The organism is Fictibacillus sp. B-59209, assembly GCF_036216745.1.
GTDB classification, from domain to species: Bacteria; Bacillota; Bacilli; order Bacillales; family Fictibacillaceae; genus Fictibacillus_C; species Fictibacillus_C marinisediminis.
In genome coordinates this window covers 247,499-268,829 of the sequence record NZ_JARMMC010000005.1, presented here as the reverse complement: position 1 = coordinate 268,829, position 21,331 = coordinate 247,499, and the positions used below count along the sequence as shown (strand labels likewise).

General features: G+C 46.3%; 19 protein-coding genes. 6 read left to right on the top strand and 13 right to left on the bottom strand.

What is annotated here, in order from left to right; genetic code table 11:
- Positions 1–117: 117 nt before the first annotated feature.
- Complete coding sequence (locus P4361_RS03760) at positions 118–483, bottom strand: PqqD family protein (protein WP_256226350.1); 366 nt, start codon at positions 481–483, stop codon at positions 118–120.
- Positions 483–2,372: an OPT family oligopeptide transporter gene (locus tag P4361_RS03755; protein WP_425590223.1), complete on the bottom strand. Its 1,890-nt coding sequence runs from the start codon at positions 2,370–2,372 to the stop codon at positions 483–485. Before P4361_RS03755 ends, P4361_RS03760 begins: the two co-directional genes overlap by 1 nt.
- Before the next feature lie 253 nt (positions 2,373–2,625).
- Here P4361_RS03755 and P4361_RS03750 point away from each other — a divergent pair, with 253 nt between their 5' ends.
- Positions 2,626–2,772, top strand: coding sequence for a hypothetical protein (locus P4361_RS03750; protein ID WP_156316345.1), 147 nt, complete (start codon positions 2,626–2,628; stop codon positions 2,770–2,772).
- A gap of 251 nt (positions 2,773–3,023) precedes the next feature.
- Here the strand turns inward: P4361_RS03750 and P4361_RS03745 are convergent, their stop codons facing one another.
- Positions 3,024–3,251 carry a hypothetical protein gene (locus P4361_RS03745; RefSeq protein ID WP_053357468.1) on the bottom strand — a complete coding sequence of 76 codons (228 nt, stop codon included), beginning with the start codon at positions 3,249–3,251 and terminating at the stop codon, positions 3,024–3,026.
- A gap of 219 nt (positions 3,252–3,470) precedes the next feature.
- The gene (locus P4361_RS03740; RefSeq protein ID WP_053357467.1) at positions 3,471–4,127 is read right to left on the bottom strand and encodes a 3'-5' exonuclease; all 657 of its coding nucleotides are present in this window, start codon (positions 4,125–4,127) and stop codon (positions 3,471–3,473) included.
- A gap of 253 nt (positions 4,128–4,380) precedes the next feature.
- Between P4361_RS03740 and P4361_RS03735 the strand changes: the two genes are divergently transcribed.
- The 5 genes from P4361_RS03735 (at position 4,381) to P4361_RS03715 (ending at position 9,863) form a co-directional block, all read left to right on the top strand.
- Positions 4,381–5,754, top strand: a complete 1,374-nt coding sequence (locus tag P4361_RS03735; RefSeq protein ID WP_328088348.1) for a sigma-54 interaction domain-containing protein — start codon at positions 4,381–4,383, stop codon at positions 5,752–5,754.
- Positions 5,755–5,838: 84 nt separating this feature from the next.
- Positions 5,839–7,173 carry an aspartate aminotransferase family protein gene (locus P4361_RS03730; RefSeq protein WP_328088347.1) on the top strand — a complete coding sequence of 445 codons (1,335 nt, stop codon included), beginning with the start codon at positions 5,839–5,841 and terminating at the stop codon, positions 7,171–7,173.
- Between the two features lie 22 nt (positions 7,174–7,195).
- Positions 7,196–8,167, top strand: a complete 972-nt coding sequence (speB, locus tag P4361_RS03725; protein ID WP_256226354.1) for an agmatinase — start codon at positions 7,196–7,198, stop codon at positions 8,165–8,167.
- Positions 8,168–8,199: 32 nt separating this feature from the next.
- Positions 8,200–9,615, top strand: coding sequence for a sodium:solute symporter (locus tag P4361_RS03720; RefSeq protein WP_062233603.1), 1,416 nt, complete (start codon positions 8,200–8,202; stop codon positions 9,613–9,615).
- Positions 9,616–9,734: 119 nt separating this feature from the next.
- Positions 9,735–9,863, top strand: a complete 129-nt coding sequence (locus P4361_RS03715; RefSeq protein ID WP_082683388.1) for a YjcZ family sporulation protein — start codon at positions 9,735–9,737, stop codon at positions 9,861–9,863.
- A gap of 182 nt (positions 9,864–10,045) precedes the next feature.
- Here the strand turns inward: P4361_RS03715 and nagE are convergent, their stop codons facing one another.
- The 9 genes from nagE to P4361_RS03670 form a co-directional block, all read right to left on the bottom strand.
- Entirely contained in the window at positions 10,046–11,434 is a 1,389-nt protein-coding gene (gene nagE / locus P4361_RS03710; RefSeq protein WP_328088346.1) for an N-acetylglucosamine-specific PTS transporter subunit IIBC, read from the bottom strand.
- A 38-nt stretch (positions 11,435–11,472) separates the two neighbouring features.
- Complete coding sequence (murQ, locus tag P4361_RS03705) at positions 11,473–12,375, bottom strand: N-acetylmuramic acid 6-phosphate etherase (RefSeq protein ID WP_328088345.1); 903 nt, start codon at positions 12,373–12,375, stop codon at positions 11,473–11,475.
- Positions 12,376–12,386: 11 nt separating this feature from the next.
- Positions 12,387–13,430 carry a DUF871 domain-containing protein gene (locus P4361_RS03700; protein ID WP_328088344.1) on the bottom strand — a complete coding sequence of 348 codons (1,044 nt, stop codon included), beginning with the start codon at positions 13,428–13,430 and terminating at the stop codon, positions 12,387–12,389.
- A 27-nt stretch (positions 13,431–13,457) separates the two neighbouring features.
- A complete protein-coding gene (locus P4361_RS03695) occupies positions 13,458–14,825 on the bottom strand; it encodes a PTS transporter subunit EIIC (protein WP_053357460.1) in 1,368 nt (455 codons plus the stop codon).
- Positions 14,826–15,063: 238 nt separating this feature from the next.
- Positions 15,064–15,789, bottom strand: a complete 726-nt coding sequence (locus tag P4361_RS03690) for a GntR family transcriptional regulator (protein WP_328088343.1) — start codon at positions 15,787–15,789, stop codon at positions 15,064–15,066.
- 7 nt (positions 15,790–15,796) lie between these two features.
- Positions 15,797–16,537: a glucosamine-6-phosphate deaminase gene (gene nagB, locus P4361_RS03685; RefSeq protein ID WP_328088342.1), complete on the bottom strand. Its 741-nt coding sequence runs from the start codon at positions 16,535–16,537 to the stop codon at positions 15,797–15,799.
- Between the two features lies 1 nt (position 16,538).
- Positions 16,539–17,723, bottom strand: coding sequence for an N-acetylglucosamine-6-phosphate deacetylase (gene nagA, locus P4361_RS03680; protein WP_328088341.1), 1,185 nt, complete (start codon positions 17,721–17,723; stop codon positions 16,539–16,541).
- A 107-nt stretch (positions 17,724–17,830) separates the two neighbouring features.
- Positions 17,831–19,090, bottom strand: a complete 1,260-nt coding sequence (locus tag P4361_RS03675; RefSeq protein ID WP_256226362.1) for an exo-beta-N-acetylmuramidase NamZ family protein — start codon at positions 19,088–19,090, stop codon at positions 17,831–17,833.
- Between the two features lie 15 nt (positions 19,091–19,105).
- Entirely contained in the window at positions 19,106–21,190 is a 2,085-nt protein-coding gene (locus P4361_RS03670) for a glycoside hydrolase family 3 N-terminal domain-containing protein (RefSeq protein ID WP_328088340.1), read from the bottom strand.
- Positions 21,191–21,331 lie beyond the last annotated feature (141 nt).

Sequence of the window (21,331 nt, the reverse complement as noted above, 5' to 3'; positions counted from 1 at the left end):
ACAGGCACGAGCACAAGAACAAAGGAACCCATATTCTCACTCCTCTTCTTTTTCTCATTTATATGAATGAAAGGATGAAGATATGAGACATGGCAAAAAGTAAAAGAGAAGAGAAATCTAGTTCTCTTCTCTCCAGATGATCCAATCGTTCATTTCAAGCATTTCAATAAATTTAGCAAGCCTAGGAACAACAGGAGCTGCTTCTTCCCCAAAAGCTCTCTCCAGACCGGCAGCGATATCCTCGATCTTTTTTGTTCCATCGATTTGCGCTGCAACGAACGTACCGAGCGCATCGAGCTTGACCGGAAAGAACGAAGGCTGTTTTAAAAAACGGATAGACAGCCTTTCTATAGGATTGGTCCGGGGAATCATCAGGTATACCTTATCGTCCTTCCGTGTCTCTGTATGAATGCCCTGCTTGAACTGAGGGATCATCTTTAAAAGGTTTTTCTTTGTCTTTTTACGTGATATGAAAAGACCCATTATTTTGTTTTATCCACTTTCGCTCTGGCAGAGAACCAATAGAGCAGCCAGCAAACGAACAAGAAGATCACAAATGGAATTAATCGATTATCCGTCATTGGTGTCGTTGGAATTTTGACCTTAAAGAAGATAAGCACTGCGATTAAGACGCCGAGCAGAGATTCTCCTGCGATCAGCCCTGAGGCAAACAAAACACCTCTATCAGATCTTTCCTGGCGTTCTTCTTTTGATTTTGCCTTCACATCAACGAGCCAGCGTACCGCTCCACCAAACATGACCGGTGCCGATACATGAATTGGAAGATATAAACCGACAGCAACAACTAATGAGTTGAGGCCAAGGAACTCAATAACAATGGCTACAGCTGCACCGATAAAGATCAAACTCCATGGCAGATCTCCGCCAAATATTCCTTGAACAAGTACTTTCATGATCGCAGCTTTTGGAGCCGGAAGCTGCTGTGAACCCATTCCATAGGATTTATCAAGAACAACAAGGATAACTCCAATCACAAGTCCTGATGCGATAACACCGATCATCATGGCCACCTGCTGCTTCCAAGGTGTTCCGCCGACAAGATGTCCAGTTTTTAAATCCTGAGAGATGTCGCCCGCAACAGCAAGAGCTGTACAAACGATAGCCGCAACCGTTAAGGCAGCCTTCATCCCTTCCATACCATGCAAGCCTGTTACTTTATAAACAAGCGTTACAATTAATAATGTAGCAATCGTCATTCCTGAAACAGGAGACGAGGAGCTACCGACAATTCCCACGATTCTTGAAGCTACGGCAACAAACAAGAAGCCAAATATCGCAATAGCGATTGCCCCGATAAATCCAACGTTTGTAATCGGTGCTGCACCAATAATGATCACTAGCGCAACAATTCCTAAGATGACATAACGGAACGGCATATCTTTATCTGTACGCTCAATGCCTCCCCCTGCTGCACCATCTGATAAACCTTTCACGGTTTTGGATGCTGTGGAGATTAGAGTCGGCAACGTTTTAAGCAGTGTAATCAGTCCGGCTACAGCTACCGCACCAGCACCAATGTACTTAATATAGTTGTCCCAGATACCCCAAGCATCTAGTTTCCCGATTGGATCTTCCGCAGGGAAGATCGCCGCAGTGCTGTCCGCACCAAAAAAGGCGATCGCCGGAATTAACACGATCCAGGCAAGGAGTCCGCCTGCCAGCATCTGTCCGGCAATCCGTGGACCGATAATATAGCCCACACCGAGCAATGCCGGGAAGATATCCATACCAACTACCGTATTTTTTAGCTTTCCGATCTGAGTTTCGATTTCTGTTTTAAAAAGCATGAAACCGTCACCTAAAACCTTTACAAGTCCGCCGAACAAAAACCCGATGGCGACCGTTTTGGCATTGGCTCCCCCCTTTTCTCCTGATTTTAGAACCTCGGCACAAGCCGTTCCTTCAGGATAAGGAAGATTTCCATGCTCCTTGACAATGAGCATCTGCCGTAAAGGAACCATCATAAAAACCCCAAGAAGGCCCCCTGTCAGTACGATAAAAATAATAACGGTCTGAGAAAGATTAATATCCAGCAGGAAGAATGCCGGCAGGGTAAACACAGCGCCTGCTCCAATCGCTTCCCCTGCGGTTGTCATAGTCTGTACAATGTTGTTTTCCAAGATGGAATCTCTTCGGAAAATCCCTCTAAGTACACCCATGGATATAACCGCTGCAGGAATAGAAGCAGAAACAGTCAATCCAACTTTAAGTCCCAAATACGCATTGGCTGCACCGAAAACAATGGCTAAAATAATACCAAAAATGATAGCAACCATGGTAAGTTCCGGCAATGAACGTGATGAGGGAACATAGGGAACAAAGGATGAGGACTTCTCTTGGTTGTTGTTCATCATAAACACCGCCTAATCATCAGAAATTTTCAACAGTAACTATTATAGCACAATTCGACAAAAACTGAGTTTTTCAATTATTACTCCAACAGGGGAGTAGCACCAACTCTTACAAGCTTCCCTATCTTGAAAGATTGTTATCCACTTTTTAGAAAAAAATTCAAGATAAGTGATTGTCCTTCTTTAAGCAGCCCGAATGTTTATAAAACGAAACACAGGGTACGTTAATAAATGAACTTAGGAGGGATGACAAGTGGAAAACAATGAGAAGAAATCAAATGAAAATGGAAAGAAAGAAACTAAGAAAGATATAAAAGATATGTTTGAACAAGGCGCAATCGAACAGCGGGAATCCGTTGATACAGATACGCAAAAAGAAAAAGACAAAAAGCAGAAGTAAAGGAGAACTGAAGAAGTGATACGCACTATCTTATTAATTATCGGAATTATTGTCGTTGTAGGATTCATAATTAACAACCTATAGGGAGGACAAACAGCAATGATCCGCACCATTCTTATCATTATAGGAGCCATCGCCGTTATCGCTTTTTTGGCTAATTCCTTATAAAAATAAATGAAAGAAGGACCAGCATTTTCTGCTGGTCCTTCTTTTCCTATTTCATATAAAAACCTGCAACTTTCTCCTGCAGGTTAACAAACATCTTTTATGTAAGTTGGCACAAATTTTAAAAGTATGGAGATGATACTGTTATATTGATCCGGTGATACATGGATGCCGTCTTTCGCGATTAATTCTTCCTTTAATTTAACGATACAGTCTAACTCCTCAACTGTGGCTTCACTCGCCATATAGTCAATGGTATTAATAAGCTCTAAAAGTTGGTTGTTTTTGTTCGTTATATAATATGTGGATTCCAACTTTATCACCCCCTCCACTTTATTATTAAAGATATGAGGTCATTTTCCTACAAAAACATTTCGTCAAATGACGACATATCTTACTTTTTCTGGATTACCGGACCCTTTTTCCTATTGGTCATGTCGTATCTTGTCGTTTTTATCAACTTATTGTCCTATTAAGAGAGAAAATGTTGATGACCAAAGTTTTATAAATATAGTTCCCGAAAACGTTTTGTTTTATCCAAATAATTTAGAAAGCGAGGCAAACGGAGATTGTACTCCATCCTCCTCCTCATCCTTGGACTGATAAACCAGCTTCTCAGGTTCGAAGATTTTCGACTCCAAGAAAGAATTCGGATTCTTCTCAAGCTTGATGTCTTTATGGATGGAAACAAAAATCTTCGCAGTATTCATGGCATCGTCCAATGCCCTGTGCTGAGAACCATCCAGAGAAATTTGAAGCTTGTTCAAAGCACGGGACAGGCCGTAGCGGAAGCCCTTCTCACTGTCATGGAGAATACTGAACAAAAATTGAAGGTCATTGTGATTGATGATCCAATCAATCGGAGTGTTGTGGAACGTGGAATCTGTAATCAGCGCCCATTTATCTTCCGGCCCCCAGGAGCACAGATAATACTCTCCCTCACCGATCCAATCCCTAAACTCTTTAATGACCGCCGTAAACGGCTGGGCATTGATCAAATCTTTCTTCGTAATTCCTGTCAGGTTAGTAATTCTCGTATTTAAAATATCCATCTTAGGCTGAACAAAGGATTGAAAGTGGTCAGTCACTGCTAGTTCCCCATTTGCCATACGCACCCGTACGGCGCCAATCTCAATAATTTCCGATAACCTGTTCGTCATTTCCAGATCATACACAATATAATCCATCATCTTCACTCCATCCCATTCTTCTTGCCTGCAGTGTCTGCTTTTTACTTTCTATTTTAGTTAATTTTTGAAGGTATTGGAATGATGTTGCCATTATTTTTATACGTTCTGCTGGTCATATTTTTTATTGTATGTCGGCAGTGCTGATTATTGCCTATACCATCAAGAAAAAACCTAGGTTGGCAGGCTTCATTTCTTCCGTTATAATATTCAGAAATAAATAATTATTCACATTTGAATAAAAAGGGTGATAAGCATGGCATCTCAACCATGGAATGAAAATGAAGCAATCCTCCATTCTCTTCAGGATGATATTCTCGTTACTAATCTTGATGGTACCATTTTAAAAGTGAGCGAGGCGACTGGAAAAGTATACGGAGTATCCTCTGAAAGTCTGCTCGGCAAATCAGTCTATGACCTGGCAGCAAAAGGCATGTTTACCCCGATCGCTACCCCTATGGTTCTGAAGGAAAAGAAAAAAATCACGTTCGTTCAGACGACAAATACCGGAAAGAAATTGCTTGTGACCGGCATCCCTGTGCTTGATGAGAACGGAAAAATATATAGAGTGGTCAGCTACTCGCATGATGTGACAGAGCTGCTGGAGCTGAAGAAGTTCCTTCAGACGATGGAGGGAGAAATGGAACGGGTAAAAAGCGAGCTGGATCTATTGCGCAGCCGCCAGCTTTACGACAGCGGCATTATTGCCAACAGCACAGAGATGAAGAACGTCATCACCACTTCCCTCCAAGTAGCAGAAGTAGATGTGAACGTCCTGCTGCTAGGGGAATCAGGCGTCGGCAAATCGCTGATCGCAAAATTTATTCATAACAAAGGCAGCCGGAATAAGGGAGCGTTTATTGAAGTGAACTGCGGAGCAATTCCTGAGAACTTATTTGAGGCTGAGTTTTTCGGATATGAAGCAGGGGCTTTTACAGGAGCGAATCGGAAAGGAAAGCTGGGACTGGCTGAACTGGCTGATGGAGGCACTTTATTTCTGGATGAAATCGGCGAACTGCCTCTTGCCCACCAGGTGAAGGTATTGAAGTGTATACAAGAAAAACAGTTTTACAGAGTAGGAGGAACAAAGCCGATCTCCGTCGATTTCCGACTGATCTCGGCGACCAATAAGGATCTTCTCAAGGCCATTCAAGAAAGAACGTTCCGTGAAGATTTGTATTTCCGGCTCAACGTTGTTCCATTAACCATTCCACCGATCAGAAAAAGACCTGAAGATATCATCCCTTTAATCCACTATGTACTCGATGTTTTTCAAGAAAAATATAAACGGGAAAAACGGCTCGATGAAGCGGTTCTCCACCATTTTCTTCAATATGACTGGAAAGGAAATGTCCGTGAACTTATTAATCTCATAGAACGCCTTGTTGTCATTTCCCCCGCCACGCTTATTACAACCGAACATCTTCCCGATTACATAAAAGCCTCTCATTCTATCCCTGCTCCCCCCTCCAATCTGTCAAAGCCTCTGAAAGAAGTGTTAGAGGATGTGGAAAAACAGATGCTGCAAAGAGCGCGCAGAGACTATAAAACTACCGTACAGATTGCAGAGGCGCTAGGGATCAGCCAGCCTTCCGTCGTTCGAAAAATGCAGAAATATGACATTGATTAAACAGATTGGCACAATACTTGCAAGATAAAAAAGTAAGACTGCAAATGTCCCCTTAGAATCAAACACATAAGGAGGTACGTGATTGTGCCACAAGAACTAAACACATTGATGAACGAGCTTTCCGATTTGCTGGCTCCGACCATGGCCAAGGACCACCCAAATCTGCCTGTCGTTAAAGAAGAAGGCTGCTATTACTACGGACTGGATGGCCAAACATACCTGGATTTCACCTCTGGAATTGCTACCGCTAACACCGGCCACCGCCATCCGAAAGTGGTCAACGCCATTAAAAAAGCAGCAGATGAACTGATGCACGGTCCTTCAGGTGTCATCATGTACGAATCCATCCTCAAGCTGGCAAAGGAACTGCGTACGGTCCTGCCTGCAGGATTGGATTGCTTTTTCTTCGCCAACAGCGGAACCGAGGCCATTGAAGGGGCGATCAAGCTTGCCAAGCATGTGACCCGCCGGCCGTATGTCGTTTCTTTCACCGGCTGTTTCCACGGCCGAAGCCTCGGAGCTTTAAGCGTCACCACATCAAAGGCCAAGTACCGAAAGTATTTGCAGCCAAGCGGTCTGACATATCAAGTTCCTTACGCTTCAACAGAAGGATGTCCAAAAGGTATGGACCCCGGCAAATTTGCAGCTGACAAGCTGGAGAAAGACTTAACTTCTCTTTTCAAGCACCAGGTTACACCGGAAGAAGTCGCCTGTATGATTGTCGAACCCGTTCTAGGTGAAGGCGGATATGTTGTGCCCCCTGCTGCATGGCTGAAAAAAATGAGGGAAATCTGCAGCAAGCACGGGATCCTTCTCATTTTTGACGAAGTACAGACAGGTTTTGGCCGTACTGGAGAATGGTTTGCGGCTCAGACTTTCGGTGTAACACCGGATATCATGGCGATCGCTAAAGGCATCGCGTCCGGGCTGCCCTTAAGCGCTACTGTCGCCTCAAAAGAACTGATGAAACAATGGCCGCTCGGAAGCCACGGGACTACATTCGGCGGCAACCCTATTGCCTGCTCTGCCGGACTGGCTACGCTTGAAGTTCTAAAAGAAGAAAAGCTGGTGGAAAACTCAAAGGCGATGGGAGCCTACGCGCGTGAAAAGCTTTTAGAAGTAAAAGAAAGACATTCGGTTGTAGGCAGCATCCGTTCCATCGGGCTGATGATCGGCATTGAAATCATGGATCCGGCTACCGGTGCTCCAGATGGTGAAGGCGTGATCTCCATCCTTAACAAGTGTCTTGAAAAAGGAGTATTGTTTTATCTTTGCGGCAACGAAGGAGAAGTCATCCGGATGATTCCTCCGCTGACCGTCAGCCAGGATCAGATCAACGAAGGCATTGCCGTGCTGGAAGAGTCGATTGCAGAATACGAAGCAGAACGGCTACCGGGGCGCAAACTGCAAAATGTATAACAGCTGAAAGGAGACAGTATCCATGTATAAACCAAAAGATTCTTCAGCCTCTCCCCGCTTTTGCGGTGTGAAGACATTTATGCGGCTGGAACATGTTCAGACAACCGAAGATGTCGATTTCGCGGTGATTGGTGTGCCATTCGATACGGGTGCTTCCAACCGTACAGGCCAGCGGAATGGCCCGCAGCATATCCGCAACTTTTCCACCCTGCTCCGCCCGTACAACCCTGATCAGGACATTAACATTTTTGATCATTGCGGCGGTGTGGATTATGGGGACATCGACGTAGTGCCCGGCAACATCCATCAAACGTACAGCAACATGGAGAACTTTTTGCAGCCTCTGCTTTCTTCAGGGGTCACTCCTGTCATCATGGGAGGCGACCACTCCATCTCGCTCGGCAACCTGAGAGCATTTGCTAAACAATACGGACCAGTGGCACTTGTGCACTTTGACTCTCACAGTGATACGTGGGATCACTATTTTGGCGAAAAATACACCCATGGCACGCCATTCCGGAGAGCTGTGGAAGAAGGGTTGATCGATGTCGAACATTCCATCCAGGTCGGCATGAGAGGTCCTCTTTACGGACAGGAAGATATTCAGGATGCACGCGATCTCGGATTTGAAGTGTTAACTATGAGAGACGTCCGCAAGCTCGGCTACGATGAGGTAATCCGGAAAATCCATGAGCGCACAGGGGACAAGCCTGTTTTTGTATCCTTTGATATTGATTTCGTTGATCCTGCTTACGCACCGGGAACAGGAACACCTGAAGCTGCCGGTCCGACGAGCCATGAAGCGCTCGACCTCGTCCGCAATCTTGATGGGCTAAATCTGGTCGGCTTTGATCTTGTTGAAGTACTTCCTGCCTATGACAGCGGAGAAATCACAGCCATGCTGGCAAGTACTGTGATGTTTGAAATGATTACATTGATTGCTCTGAAAAAAGCAAGACTGACATCAAGAGTGGAACAAGCAGCACAGCAGTAACTATTCAAAAATGAATAAAGGAGGGCATTGAAATGGGGATCTTGGACACAGTTATCATTTTTCTTTATTTTGCAGTGTTAATTGCGGTAGGTATCATCGGTTCAACGAAGGCTAAAACGACAGAGGAATTCGCTCTCGCCGGCCGCAACCTCGGGCTTTTCATGTATCTTGGCTGTTTGTCTGCTGTTATTTTGGGTGGAGCTTCGACCATTGGTACCGCCAAGCTGGGCTATGAATTCGGAATTTCAGGCATCTGGTTCGTTACGATGATCGGTCTTGGCATCATTCTTTTGGGAACATTTTTTATTAAACGCATCTCCAAGTATAAAGTAACAACGATCAGTGAACTGCTCGGAAAAAAATACAAATCCGAAGCAAGGCTCATCACTGCTATCGTCGCCTCCATTTACACACTCATGGTCGCGGTTACCCAGGTCATCGGGATGGGCACAATCATCAATGTGCTTCTCGGCTGGAATTTGACAACCTCCATGTTTGTCGGCGGCGGAATCGTTCTGTTCTACACCATCCTTGGCGGAATGTGGAGCGTTACCGTAACAGACATCATCCAATTCGTCGTCATGACCATCGGAATCTTTGCCATCATGCTTCCAATGAGTATTGTGAAGGCAGATGGAATTGGCAATCTGCTAACAAAATTGCCGGAATCTCATCTCAGCCTGACATCGATCGGCTATCAGCAGATCTTTCAGTACTTTTTACTGTATACGCTTGGCATGGTTGTTTCACAAGACATCTGGCAGCGTGTATTCACAGCCAAAAACCCGTCCATCGCGAAAAAAGGTTCTATGTATGCCGGCCTCTATTCCATCGCCTATGCTTTGGCAGGCAGCATCATCGGGATGTGTGCGTTTATCATCCTGCCAAACATCGACAACACTCAGAATACCTTTGCCATGCTGGCTTTAAAGATCTTGCCAACGGGCATCCTCGGGCTTGTGCTCGCGAGCGTGATCTCAGCGCTCATGTCAACGGCTTCCGGCACCTTGCTCGCTTCGTCCACCCTGATCACTAACGATATTCTGCGCCAATATTTTATTAAAGATATCAGCGACAAGAAGTTTTTGGTGCTCTCGCGTGTGACGACACTTGCTGTCGGCCTGCTCGCCATTACGTTTGCAGTATGGATTCAGGACGTTCTCGTCGCTCTTGATGTTGCCTATGCTATTCTTTCCGGTGCGATTTTCGTACCTGTGCTGCTCATGTTCTTCTGGAAGAAATCAACGGCCAACGCCGGTTTTTATTCTATTCTTGCCAGCACGGTCGTTGTCATCGGCGGATTGCTCATTGAAGGGCTCTCTTCCACCAATCCGATCATGTACGGCATCGTCACTGGCTTCGTGGTTTTGGTAGGAATCTCCCTGATGACCAACTACCGAAACAAAGAATCCCTCGTCGGATCGTTCAGCAACACGAAACAAGGCTAACTTACAGCCGTCGCCGCTAAAAATCCGCTCATGCCTCGGTTTCTCAGCCTGCTTGGTATCATATGATGTATGGAGGAGGAGGGCAACCTCTTAAATAAAATAATCCGGGAGTGAAGATAATGTCTGGTGGTATCTTTAACAACTTTAGTTTAATTGTTGTCCTATTCATCCTGCTGATTATTGTTGGATGCACCTGTTACGGCGGTTACGGCGGCTTCGGCGGCTTCGGCTACGGGTACGGATATTAAAAAGCAGGAAAACCGGTCTTCTATGGAAGGCCGGTTTTTTTGGTTCTTTTGATACATTTTGAGCGTTGCGGTGATAAAGTAAATTGGAGAGACGAAGAAGTGTGAATATTTAGATCGGTTTAATTCCATATTTTCCACCACAAAAAAGAACCCTCAGCACAGCTGAGAGCCCTTTTCTTACCCTATGAAACTCGTTCTTCTTTGGAAATGATCTTTCTCATGGCTTCTGCCACTGCTTCAACGTCCGTTCCGACGACCACCTGGACATCGGTGGAGCTCAATTTGAGTACTGCTCTTGCTCCCGCCTTCTTCAAATCGGGCTCATTCACTTTCGCAACATCTATTACTTTTAATCGCAGCCTTGTGACACAGTTATCCAGAACCTCAAGATTATCTGCACCGCCTAAGGCAGCAAGATAACGCGCCGCAATTCTATCGTACTTGTCATCGCCTACTCCTTCACTCGTATCTTCAACGATGCTTTCATCATCTTCATCTTCACGGCCTGGAGTCTTCAAGTTCAACTTAACAATCAAAGCATAGAAGACGACATAATAAACCGCTGCAAAGACAAGTCCGAGCAGGACCAGAAGCCATGGCCGTGTTGCAAGATCCAGGTTTAAGAAGTAATCAATGGCTCCCGCGGAAAACGTAAAACCATGATGAATGTTTAATAGAACCGCAACCGCCATGGAAACTGCCGTGAGAAGTGCATGAATCACGTATAAAAGCGGGGATAAGAACATGAATGAAAACTCAATCGGTTCCGTAATTCCTGTTAAAAAGGAGGTAAATGCCAAACCAAGGAGCATTCCGGCAACAGCTTTACGCTTTTCCTTTTTAGCCGCCATGATCATCGCGAGACAAGCAGCCGGCAAACCGAACATCATGATTGGGAAGAAACCAGCCATATAGAATCCTGCAGAAGGATCTCCTGCAAAGAAACGCCATAGATCACCATGGGCATTCTTGTAATCGCCGAACACGAACCAGATAAAATTATTTAAGACGTGGTGAAGGCCTAGAGGAATCAAAAGACGGTTTAAGAATCCGAAAACAGCAGCACCAAAAGCACCTGCGTTAACAACCCAGTGTCCGATCGCTTCAATGCCATCCTGAATAGGCGGCCATGCAAACCCAAACACCCCTGCTAGTACGACCATGGCCCCTGCGGTGACTATGGGGACAAACCGCTTTCCTGCAAAGAAGCCGAGATAGTCTGGAAGTTTAATATTATGGAACCGGTTATAAAGAAGTCCTGCCACGATCCCCGAAACAATACCTCCCAGCACTCCAACATTGATGGTCTTATCGATGGCAGTTGCCCCGCTCGTCAAAACAAAATACCCGATAGCACCTGCAAGAGCTGCTGCTCCATTCCCATCCTTTGAAAAACCAATCGCCACACCAATCGCAAACAAGATAGCCAGATTTTCAAAAATGGAATTCCCCGCTTTTTCCATGAACGGAATATGCCATAGTGCACCGAGTCTTAATACAAGCCCCGCTGCCGGCAGTACCGCGATCGGCAGCATGAGCGCGCGGCCGATCCGCTGTAAAAAACCTAACATTGTAGGTCCCCCCTATTTTTAGTTTAGATAATGAGAATTTATCCCTTAAATTCCTTGAGCGCCTGTTTCAGAATGCCGTTTTTCTTTTCCAAAAGTGTTTTCGTTTCACTTGGAGAAAGCTCAGTTAACAGCTGCAGAATCGCTCCTTTCGCATAACCATCATGATCAGAAAGCGCCTGTTCCGCCTCTTCAAGTGAACAGCCCGTCGCTTCGACCACGATATTCTTCGCACGCTGGACGAGTTTTTTATTGGACGGCTGTACATCTACCATCAAATTACTGTACACTTTGCCGATTCCGATCATTGATGCTGTGCTGATCATGTTCAGAACCAGTTTTTGCGCGGTTCCCGCTTTCATGCGAGTAGATCCAGTCACCACTTCCGGACCGACGACCGCAGCGATCGTGTGTTGTGCCACCTTGCTCATTTCGGAATCAGATGAGCAGACTAAAGCAGCACTCACCGCCCCGATCTCATTCGCATACTCCAGAGCACCGATCGCATAAGGCGTCCTTCCGCTGGCAGCGATGGCAACGACGACATCGTCCTTTGTTAGGTCAAGGTTTTTCAGATCATTCATACCAGCTTCTTTGTCATCCTCAGCTCCTTCAACGGCCGTATGGATGGCTTGGCCGCCTCCTGCAATAATGCCGATGACCATCTCAGGCGGTGTTCCATAAGTTGGAGGACATTCCGAAGCATCAAGAATTCCCAGCCTTCCGCTTGTTCCCGCTCCTGTATAGATGAGCCGTCCTCCATTGCGGAACGCTGCAACGACCTGGTCTGCGACAGACGCGATCTCAGGCAGCACCTTTTCAATCGCTGCCGGGACCGTTTGATCCTCGTTATTGATTTTTCGTACGACTTCAAGGCTCGAACATTCATCGATGTCCAAAGTATTTGGATTTCTTTTCTCAGTTGTTAGGTGATTAATTTTCATGAAAATTCCTTTCACAGCACTAAAAATTTTTGTCCCGGACCAATATAGGGAAGCAGCATCAGATCTTCTTCACGAACTTGGCCGAACACGTTCACTCGTTCATCAGCCGGCAAATCGGTCTTCGTAATCTGAAGTTCCCCCGCATATCTCCCGTATTTTTCATTATCGATCGTGATACTTCCTAACGGACGGGGCAACGGCGGATTCTGAGGCGCAGCTTTTTCACCATTGTTCAACGCATACGACCGGGATTCCACGGAACGAATCACATCCCGTGCGGCATCCTGACGATTCGTATGAACCCCCGATACAGACTCTCCCTCCATCCAATCTACTCTCAACGTTAAAATGCCGTCCTTCCATGCTGAAAGTCGCTCCAGCGTCTCGTCACTGGCTTCCACATCACCAATTAAAATGTGATCAGTCTGAAGGCTGTCCAGCTCGACAGCGGCGTGAAAAGGATTGGCTTTCCGGTGCTTTTCAAGAGTCGGAAGCCCTTCAAAAACAGGTCCTCTGAGGGTCTTGTCACCGGGTACAAAAGCCGCCGTTTGGAGCCCGAGCGATTTTAAAAAGATATTTTTCTCCCGCAAGAATGGCGAGGGGATGCCTGTGTTTTGGCGCGGATAAAAATTATGCCACGCTTCCACATTTTCAGTCAGCAATCCGTTATCTTTCCAGTTGTTCACCGTTTCTTCATAAAGGGTACTCGCGTTGATTCCTACTTTCATTTCCTGTGACAAGGTGATGATCTCTTTATCAGAAAAACCGTAATCAGCACGGATGCCATCAATGTTCCATTCACGCAGGTGCCCGATCGAATCCATGCTGATGCCGATGCTCTTCAGCGATTGCGGACCCGCATCCGCCATAATGGCCATTCCGGCCTCTCCTGCCATTTTTCCGAGAAAAATCAGCCTCTCCCGCAAAAGAGAGGCGTCTTCCTCAGGAATATGAAGCGAGGTGAAGATTTTTCGAAAACCGCAGGAGCCGGCTTTTTGGATCCACTTTTTGTTCTGGTCAGGATCATTCCCGAGATAGACTGAAATTCCTAACATGCCTGCCACTCCCTGCTATTTATTGCTTTAGATATTCTTGGCCATTGACTCTTTGTAGCCAAACAGCCATGTGAAGATGAATCCGAAAATATACGCTAGTAAAAGTCCGACGATATAAAGAATGATCTGGTTCGTATTTTTAATCAGGAACGCCAACGGAAGTCCGGAAACACCAATCGCGATCGTGCCAATTTTAAAGAAGGCCTGGAACGCACCACCGACAGCTGCACCCAGACACGCTGTAAGGAATGGACGTCCTAGCGGAAGGGTTACACCGAATATCAGAGGCTCTCCGATTCCGAGGATACCAACTGGCAGGCCGCCTTTGATGACGCGTTTCAGCTTGGCATTTTTTGTTTTGAAGTAGATAGCAAAGGCTGCACCAACTTGGCCTGCTCCACCCATCGCCAGAATCGGAAGCAAAGGATCCACTTTAATCGAGTTCAATAATTCCATATGAACAGGTGTCAAACCTTGATGCAAACCGGTAACAACAAGCGGAAGGAAGGTACCTGCAAGGACGATTCCGGCAAAGATACCGCCAATATCAAGAAGGTTTAATAATCCTTTTGTGATCAAGTCAGAGATGAAGCCGCCGACAGGCTGTAGAACGAACAGTGTCGCGATTCCGGTAGCCAGCAAAGCTAATGTAGGAGTTACAATAATATCAACTGCAGCTGGTACGAAACGGCGGATTCGTTTTTCACTCCAGGCAATAAAGACAGCAGCAAGCATGACACCGATCAGACCGCCTCGGCCTGGCAATAGCTTTTCGCCAAACAATGTGATGTTGGCAAGCGCCGGGTTGATGAGCATGATTCCGGCCGCGCCGCCAAGTGCCGGTGTTCCGCCAAATTCTTTTGCGGTGTTGATTCCGACGAAGATCGCAAGGTAACCAAAAAGCCCCCATCCGATCATATCGAGCATCTGCATAATTGGTACTTCTTTTGGAACACCGCTTCGGACCAAAACGTTAGTAATACCGGCAATCAATCCGGAACCGACAATCGCCGGGATTAACGGAATAAAGATGCTGGCGATTTTACGAAGAAACAGCTTAAACGGTGTAGCGTTTTTCCGGTTGATTTCATCTTTCGTAGTCTTGGCGAGATCATCTTCTCCATCTTCATCCAGTGCTGAAACTTGAAGTCCCGTATTTCTGGACATCTCATCGGCTACCCGGTTGACTGTTCCAGGTCCGACAATGATTTGAAGGGTCTCATCCCCTACAACACCCATGACCCCGTCGATGTCTTTGATGCCTGCTCTGTCCACTTTGGATTCATCCTTCGGCGTTACGCGAAGCCGTGTCATACAGTATGTTAAGCTTTGAATGTTTTCGGCGCCGCCCAGTTTTTCAGTTATCTGCTGCGCCATTAATTGTTCTTTTTTCATGATCTTATCCCCCTTTTAAGAAAAGCGTAGCGTCCCGTTAAGGTCCGACAAGCGCTGGAACTCTTACCCCTCAACATGCTTTTTGTGTTGAGGGGTAATAGTGAAGCGACCAAAGACGAATTGTGTTTTTCAATTCGTCCTCCGAGGACCTATGCTGAAAACAAGAAACACGTTTTCTGCTTTGGACGCTGGAGCAAGACATCACTTCTATGCGAGTTAATGTAAAAAAGCGCTTACATCATCCCCGCTGCATATCGATGATGAATTTATAGCGGTCCCCTCGGTAAATTGACTGCACGAGCTCCAACGGACGCCCGTCTGTCAGGTAGGTGTATCTTCGAATAAATAAAACCGGCGATCCCTTCGCGATTCCAAGAATCTCGCTTTCAGCTTCGCGGGCGACAGAGGCTTCAAGCTCCTGTGTTGCATAATCAATGCTGAGTCCAAGCTCCTCCTCTACGTATTGATAGAGTGAACCTTGTACGATCTTTTCGTTCAGTCCCCTGACTAAGTCAGCCGACAGGAACGTGGTTTCAAGCGCCATCGGTATTTGATCCGCGAGCCTGACCCGCTGGATCTCATACACGGCAGCTCCCGTTTGAATTCCTAAACCTGTGGCCGTTTTCCCATGGGCTTCACTCAGTTTAAAATCCAATAGTTTGATAGATGGCGAGAGCCCTCTGGCCTTCATGTCTTCTGTGAAGCTCGTCAGGCCGACCAGCTTTTGCTCAATCTTTTTGTTGGCGACAAAGGTTCCCTTGCCTTTTCGGCGGGTAAGGTAACCATCATTGACGAGGTTGGTTATCGCCTGTCTGACAGTCATCCGGCTGATTCCGTAAGTTTCAGCGTATTCCCGCTCGGAAGGAATCATCTCCCCTTCTTGAAGTTCTCCTTTTTCAATCCGTCCTTTGATCGCTTCTTCAATTTGATAATAGATCGGCAATGGTGAGTATTTATCAATCATTTCTGTATCACTTCCCTAACGAGTTCACCAGTTTTAATGCCTGTGAATCTGCAATAATGGTTACATTTCCATGCATGTTCAAGGCCGATGCCGGTACGGTTTCTGTAATTTCTCCGCGCAACAGATGGAACAGCGCGTCCTGTTTCTTTTCTCCCGAGGCGAGAAGAAGGATTTCCTTGCTTTGCAAAATGGTGGAGATGCCCATCGTGAGTGCTCGTGTCGGCTGTTTGGAGAGATCTGTAAAATACTCCGCGTTTGCCTCAAGCGTCGATGGCGTTAAGTCCACCACATGTGTTTTTGATGAAAAAGGCGTTCCCGGTTCATTAAACCCGATGTGCCCGTTCTGCCCGATACCGAGCAGCTGCAGGTCGACGCCACCGATGCTCTCAATCAGTGAGTCATAACGCAAGCATTCTTGAAGGAGTTCCTCAGCCGATCCGTTTGGAATGTTCGTTTGATCAAGCGGAATGCTCACCCGGTTAAAAAGGTGCTCACACATGTAGGAATGATAGCTTTCCGGATCGCTTGACGAAAGTCCCACATATTCATCGAGATTGTACGTGTGCACATGGTCATACCGCGTTCCGTTCTCCTCATGATCCCTAACGAGCTCCTTGTACGTGCCAAGCGGTGTGCCGCCTGTCGCAAGTCCCAGTGTGACATGTTCCTGGCTCTTGACTTTTTCCAACATAATTCGGGCACTAACCCTGCTCATTTCCTCGTAATCCGCAACTTCAATGATTTTCATGTTATACGTCCTCCCTCCGCTGATAAGAAAGTTTTCCACGGCAGAAGGTGAAGATAACGTCTTTTTCCTCGTTAAGCACGACAACATCGGCATCCTTGCCTGCTGTCAAACTTCCCTTGCGTTCATAAACTCCAAGCTCTTTCGCCTGGTTAATGGCGGTCATCTGAATGATGTCCTCCGTGGAACACCCGGTAAACTCCCTCATGTTTCGGGCCGCGTCCTTCATCTTTAAGATACTGCCGGCAAGCGTACCGTCTGCCAGCGTCGCTTCGTTTCCATCGACCGTTACGTCCTGCCCGCCAAGTGTATATGAACCATTGCCCATACACTTTGCCCGCATGGAATCGGTAATGAGTACGACCCGCTCGCTGCCTTTGTTGCGGTAGGCGAACTTCACCATCTCAGGCCGGGAATGAATGCCGTCGACGATGATTTCTGTTGTGATCTCATCATGCAGCAGAATCGCTCCTGCCACTCCGGGTTCACGGTGGTGAAGGCCCCTCATTCCGTTATACAGATGAGTCGCATGCGTAACACCTGAATCAATGCTCTTCACAACCTCCTCATACACCGCGTCAGAATGGCCGATCGATGCGACAACTCCAGTTTCTTTTAAATAGGAAGACAGCTCGTATCCACCCGGTTCTTCGGGTGCCAAAGTTACAAGTTTAATCGAGTTGCCAGAAAGCTCCTGCCATTTCTGAAACAGCTGGACGTCCGGATTTTTAATATGGTCCAAAGGCTGGGCTCCTGCACGCTTCGGGGAAATAAACGGCCCTTCTAAATGAAGGCCGATGATCTCCGCCTCCCCGGGAGGATTGTTTTTCCCCATGTACTCTCTGACGTTTTGCAGTGCGCTTTCAATTTCCTTTTCGCCTTGCGTCATCGTCGTTGCAAGAAAGCCCGTCGTTCCTTCTTGTGGAAGGGTAACTGCCATCGTTTTTAGGGCCTCCTCTGTCCCGTCCATCACATCTGCGCCAGCAGCACCATGAATGTGCAGATCAATCATACCGGGAACAACAGATGACTTGCCGGGCAGCTCAAGAACATCATAATCTTCAAGATTTAATGCATCAGCTCCTTTGCCCACCTCTGCTATTTGCTGGTCTCTAATTATGAGGTATCCATTTTCCAGCTCACCATTTTCTGTATAAATGGTACCTCCTGTTAATAGTAATGGTTTCATCTCCACTCACCATCCTTATTATCTCTATGCACAGGGTACCATGCTTATAACTAGTTGTCTATACCAGTCGAACTATTTTGTTAATTCAGAAAATAGGTCTTATCACCTTATTTATAGAGAAGGTAGTGCTTTCTGATCTTTTTGAACTGGTCAAGCTCAGGCATCCACTTCTGTCTGATCTCTTTTAAAGATGTTCCCTTTTCGATTTCTTCCCGTACCCAGCCGTTTCCGATCAGGTTATCAAAATATGAAATCCCCTGGCTGTTTTCTGCTCTGAACTGAAAATCGTTGGGATACAGATCATGTATCGTTTTCACAACCGCAAGCCCTGTATCCACAGAATTATAGGAACCATAATCGGTCACATGAATCTGAACACCGTTCGACAGCACATTTGCAAATTTTGAGAACGTTGGGGTGAAGGAATTTGAACGGAACATCACTCCCGGAAGCTTCAGTTCGTTCAATTTTTGTGCGAGCACATCTCCGTCAATGAACGGGGCTCCGATCGTTTCAAACGGCCTCGTCGTTCCTCTTCCTTCTGACACATTTGTTCCTTCAATCAATCCTGCTCCAGGATAGACGAATGCGGTGTCCACAGTTGGCATGTTAGGCGAAGGCATCACCCACTGAAGCGGTGTTTCGTAATAAGTCTTCCAGCGGTGCCAGCCTTTCATTTTGACAACCTTCAAATCCGCATTGATATTGAACTCCTTGTTAAAAAGCATCGCGAGTTCACCGACCGTCATCCCGTGGCGAAGAGGAATCGGATATAAGCCGACAAACGTTGCATACTTCGGCTCAAGCACCGGCCCTTCCACTGCTTCTCCACCGAGCGGATTCGGACGGTCGAGCACAACAAACTCGATGTTGTTTTCCTTCGCCGCTTCCATCGCATACGCCATCGTATAAATGTACGTGTAAAAACGGGTACCCACATCCTGGATGTCAAAGACGAGAACATCAATGTCCTTCAGCATTTCAGGGGTTGGTTTTTTCGTTTTCCCGTAAAGGCTGTAAACCGGAAGCTGTGTTTTCTTATCAATGTAAAAATCAACATACGACCCTGCCTGCTCGCTTCCCCGAACTCCATGTTCCGGACCGTATAAGGCTTTCAGTTCAAAGTTCGGGTTGTTGTGCATCGCGTCGACGATACTGTTCAGCTTTCCATCAACTCCTGTCGGGTTCGTGATGAGCCCGACACGCTTCCCTTTTAAAAGGTCTTGTTGGTCTTGAAGCAGCACTTCTGCACCCGTTTTAAAATTTTGCGGTGAATTTTTATGATGATTGTCATCCTCTGCCATCGCCGATGACAGTAAGGTGATCACCAAAACAAATAACATCCCTGCACTCAACCACTTTTTCATCTTATTTCTCCCCCCTTAATAAGATAGTCCGTGCCCGTATGGATACAATGTTTCTTTGTTGCTGTTATAGATGGTTACTGGCAGCTTTCCCGACGGATTATTCTTGCCGAAAATAGTATCCGCCACTGCTGCAAAGCTTGCTGTTCGGAAGCTGTATTGTGCGAGATATGCATCTACATCAGGAAACGCCATAATGTCATATGGATTTCGGATCCCGACCGCAATGACTGGTTTGTCACTTTCACTGTTCACTTGATTCACCATTTTCATTTGGGCACTGTCAGGGGCTCTTCCTGCTACAGAAGATGTGTACGTTCCAACGATGACAGCTTTTGCTGATTTTACCGTTTGAAGCTGATCATCCGTTAATGGGCCAGCGGCTTTAATCATGACACTGTTTGGATACAGCCGTTTCACTTGAGCAGCCAAATCTTCTACATACGTGTTGCCGATCACGACAACTGGTGCACCCGCATCCGTACTCAATGGAAGAGTATTTTGGTTTTTAACGAGTGTAATCGACTTTTCTGCTGTTTCCTTTTCGATCTGTTTATGTGCAGGGGAACCGACGACTTGTTGAGCATTTTCAATGAGCTTGTTTACATCTGCAGATTTTTCAGCTTTAAAGATGCTGCGTTTCACTTTCAATGTAAGAAGCCGTTCAACAGACTGGTTCAAGCGTTCCTGTGTAATTTCACCTTTATGAACCGCATCATATAAACCATTCGCTACGGCCTCAAGACCAACAGGCATGAGTACGATATCTGTTCCAGCGTTTACCGCTCGGATGGCTGAGTCTACAGGTCCAAAGTTGTCAGAGATCGCCTGCATGTTCATCGCGTCGGTTGTAATGACACCTTTATAGCCCATGTCCTCTCTCATCAGTTCTGTCAGCACTTTATGGGAAAGTGTGGCTGGGATGGCAATCGTGCTGCCGTCTTTCTTGGAAATAGCAGTGGATGGATCGATTTTTGGGAACGTCACATGAGCAGTCATGATTGCGTCCACCCCAGCATCCATCGCTTTTTGGAAAGGAAACAGCTCTACTTTTTTCAAGCGCTCCAAGTCATAGGGTACTTCCGGAAGGCCGATATGGGAATCAACTGCTGTGTCCCCATGGCCCGGGAAATGTTTTGCTGCACCCGCGGTGTTTGTGGACTGCAAGCCTTTGATGTAAGCAGTTCCTAAATCTGTAACAAGCTGAGGATCTTCTCCAAAGGAACGAGTTCCAATAACAGGGTTGTCCTGATTGTTGTTTACATCAAGCGAAGGTGCAAGATTAAAGTTGATCCCAAGCGCGTTTAGTTCTTCACCAATCGCTTTCCCTACCTTTTCAGCTAACTCAGGAGATCTTGTTGCACCTAGTGCCATGTTTCCTGGAAAATCTGTTCCGCTTTGAAGGCGGGTAACAATACCACCCTCTTGGTCAATCGAAATAAGCAATCCGTTCTTTTCTGAAGCTTCCTGATAATTGGCCACAAGTTTGGTTGTCTGTTCTGTCGTTACAACATTTTCACGGAACAAGATGATGCCGCCTAGATGATATTTCTTCACGAGGGCTTTAATCTCTGGTGTGACCTCTGTTACGTTCTTGCCATTAAACGTTCGGAAGTCCGGCATCAGCATCTGACCGACTTTTTCTTCCATACTCATCTGTTTGATGGCTGCCGGAATCACATTGTACTTTTTCCCTTTTTGCTTTTGGATTACAGCTGTCTTTGTTCCTTTATGGTCTTTCACGGAGATTTCTGTATGGTCGATCTTTCGTCCGTCCGTCACAAAAATGCGAGTGTCGCCGCTGTGGCCTTTAAGTGTTACAAGTCCTTTGGGGTCTACTGTGGCAACCCGCGGATTTGCCGACCACCATCTTAAAGCTTCCGTCTCCGTGAAATGGCCGTCCACTTTATACACATGAAGAGCATGAAGCTGGATTTGATCACCATTAACCTCCTTTAACGCCTGTGGAATGTTGCTGGAGATGATCAAATCTTTTTGATCAGGATGGCTTGCTGCAGCTGTCTGCTTTGGAACCGCTCCAAGGAACGAAGCAACGACGAGCATACAGGCCATCGCATATAAAAACGCTAGTCTTTTCTTCATTGCATGTTATCCTCCTTTAGTTTTATGAACGATACTTCTTTCTGGAGGAATTTGTCGTTTCCTTTCGACTCAGGCGAAAACAAAGCAATAGGCCCAGGAAGGTTTTCTGCCATATAGTTCTAGTTGTCTATACCAGTTAAC

What these genes read in the sequence shown, in the direction of transcription:
- P4361_RS03760 (WP_256226350.1), bottom strand. Translation starts at nt 483, where the DNA reads ATGGGTCTTTTCATATCACGTAAAAAGACAAAGAAAAACCTTTTAAAG.
- P4361_RS03755 (WP_425590223.1), bottom strand. Translation starts at nt 2,372, where the DNA reads ATGAACAACAACCAAGAGAAGTCCTCATCCTTTGTTCCCTATGTTCCC.
- P4361_RS03740 (WP_053357467.1), bottom strand. Translation starts at nt 4,127, where the DNA reads ATGATGGATTATATTGTGTATGATCTGGAAATGACGAACAGGTTATCG.
- P4361_RS03735 (WP_328088348.1), top strand. Translation starts at nt 4,381, where the DNA reads ATGGCATCTCAACCATGGAATGAAAATGAAGCAATCCTCCATTCTCTT.
- speB (WP_256226354.1), top strand. Translation starts at nt 7,196, where the DNA reads ATGTATAAACCAAAAGATTCTTCAGCCTCTCCCCGCTTTTGCGGTGTG.
- P4361_RS03720 (WP_062233603.1), top strand. Translation starts at nt 8,200, where the DNA reads ATGGGGATCTTGGACACAGTTATCATTTTTCTTTATTTTGCAGTGTTA.
- P4361_RS03715 (WP_082683388.1), top strand. Translation starts at nt 9,735, where the DNA reads ATGTCTGGTGGTATCTTTAACAACTTTAGTTTAATTGTTGTCCTATTC.
- nagE (WP_328088346.1), bottom strand. Translation starts at nt 11,434, where the DNA reads ATGTTAGGTTTTTTACAGCGGATCGGCCGCGCGCTCATGCTGCCGATC.
- murQ (WP_328088345.1), bottom strand. Translation starts at nt 12,375, where the DNA reads ATGAAAATTAATCACCTAACAACTGAGAAAAGAAATCCAAATACTTTG.
- P4361_RS03700 (WP_328088344.1), bottom strand. Translation starts at nt 13,430, where the DNA reads ATGTTAGGAATTTCAGTCTATCTCGGGAATGATCCTGACCAGAACAAA.
- P4361_RS03695 (WP_053357460.1), bottom strand. Translation starts at nt 14,825, where the DNA reads ATGAAAAAAGAACAATTAATGGCGCAGCAGATAACTGAAAAACTGGGC.
- P4361_RS03690 (WP_328088343.1), bottom strand. Translation starts at nt 15,789, where the DNA reads ATGATTGATAAATACTCACCATTGCCGATCTATTATCAAATTGAAGAA.
- nagB (WP_328088342.1), bottom strand. Translation starts at nt 16,537, where the DNA reads ATGAAAATCATTGAAGTTGCGGATTACGAGGAAATGAGCAGGGTTAGT.
- nagA (WP_328088341.1), bottom strand. Translation starts at nt 17,723, where the DNA reads ATGAAACCATTACTATTAACAGGAGGTACCATTTATACAGAAAATGGT.
- P4361_RS03675 (WP_256226362.1), bottom strand. Translation starts at nt 19,090, where the DNA reads ATGAAAAAGTGGTTGAGTGCAGGGATGTTATTTGTTTTGGTGATCACC.
- P4361_RS03670 (WP_328088340.1), bottom strand. Translation starts at nt 21,190, where the DNA reads ATGAAGAAAAGACTAGCGTTTTTATATGCGATGGCCTGTATGCTCGTC.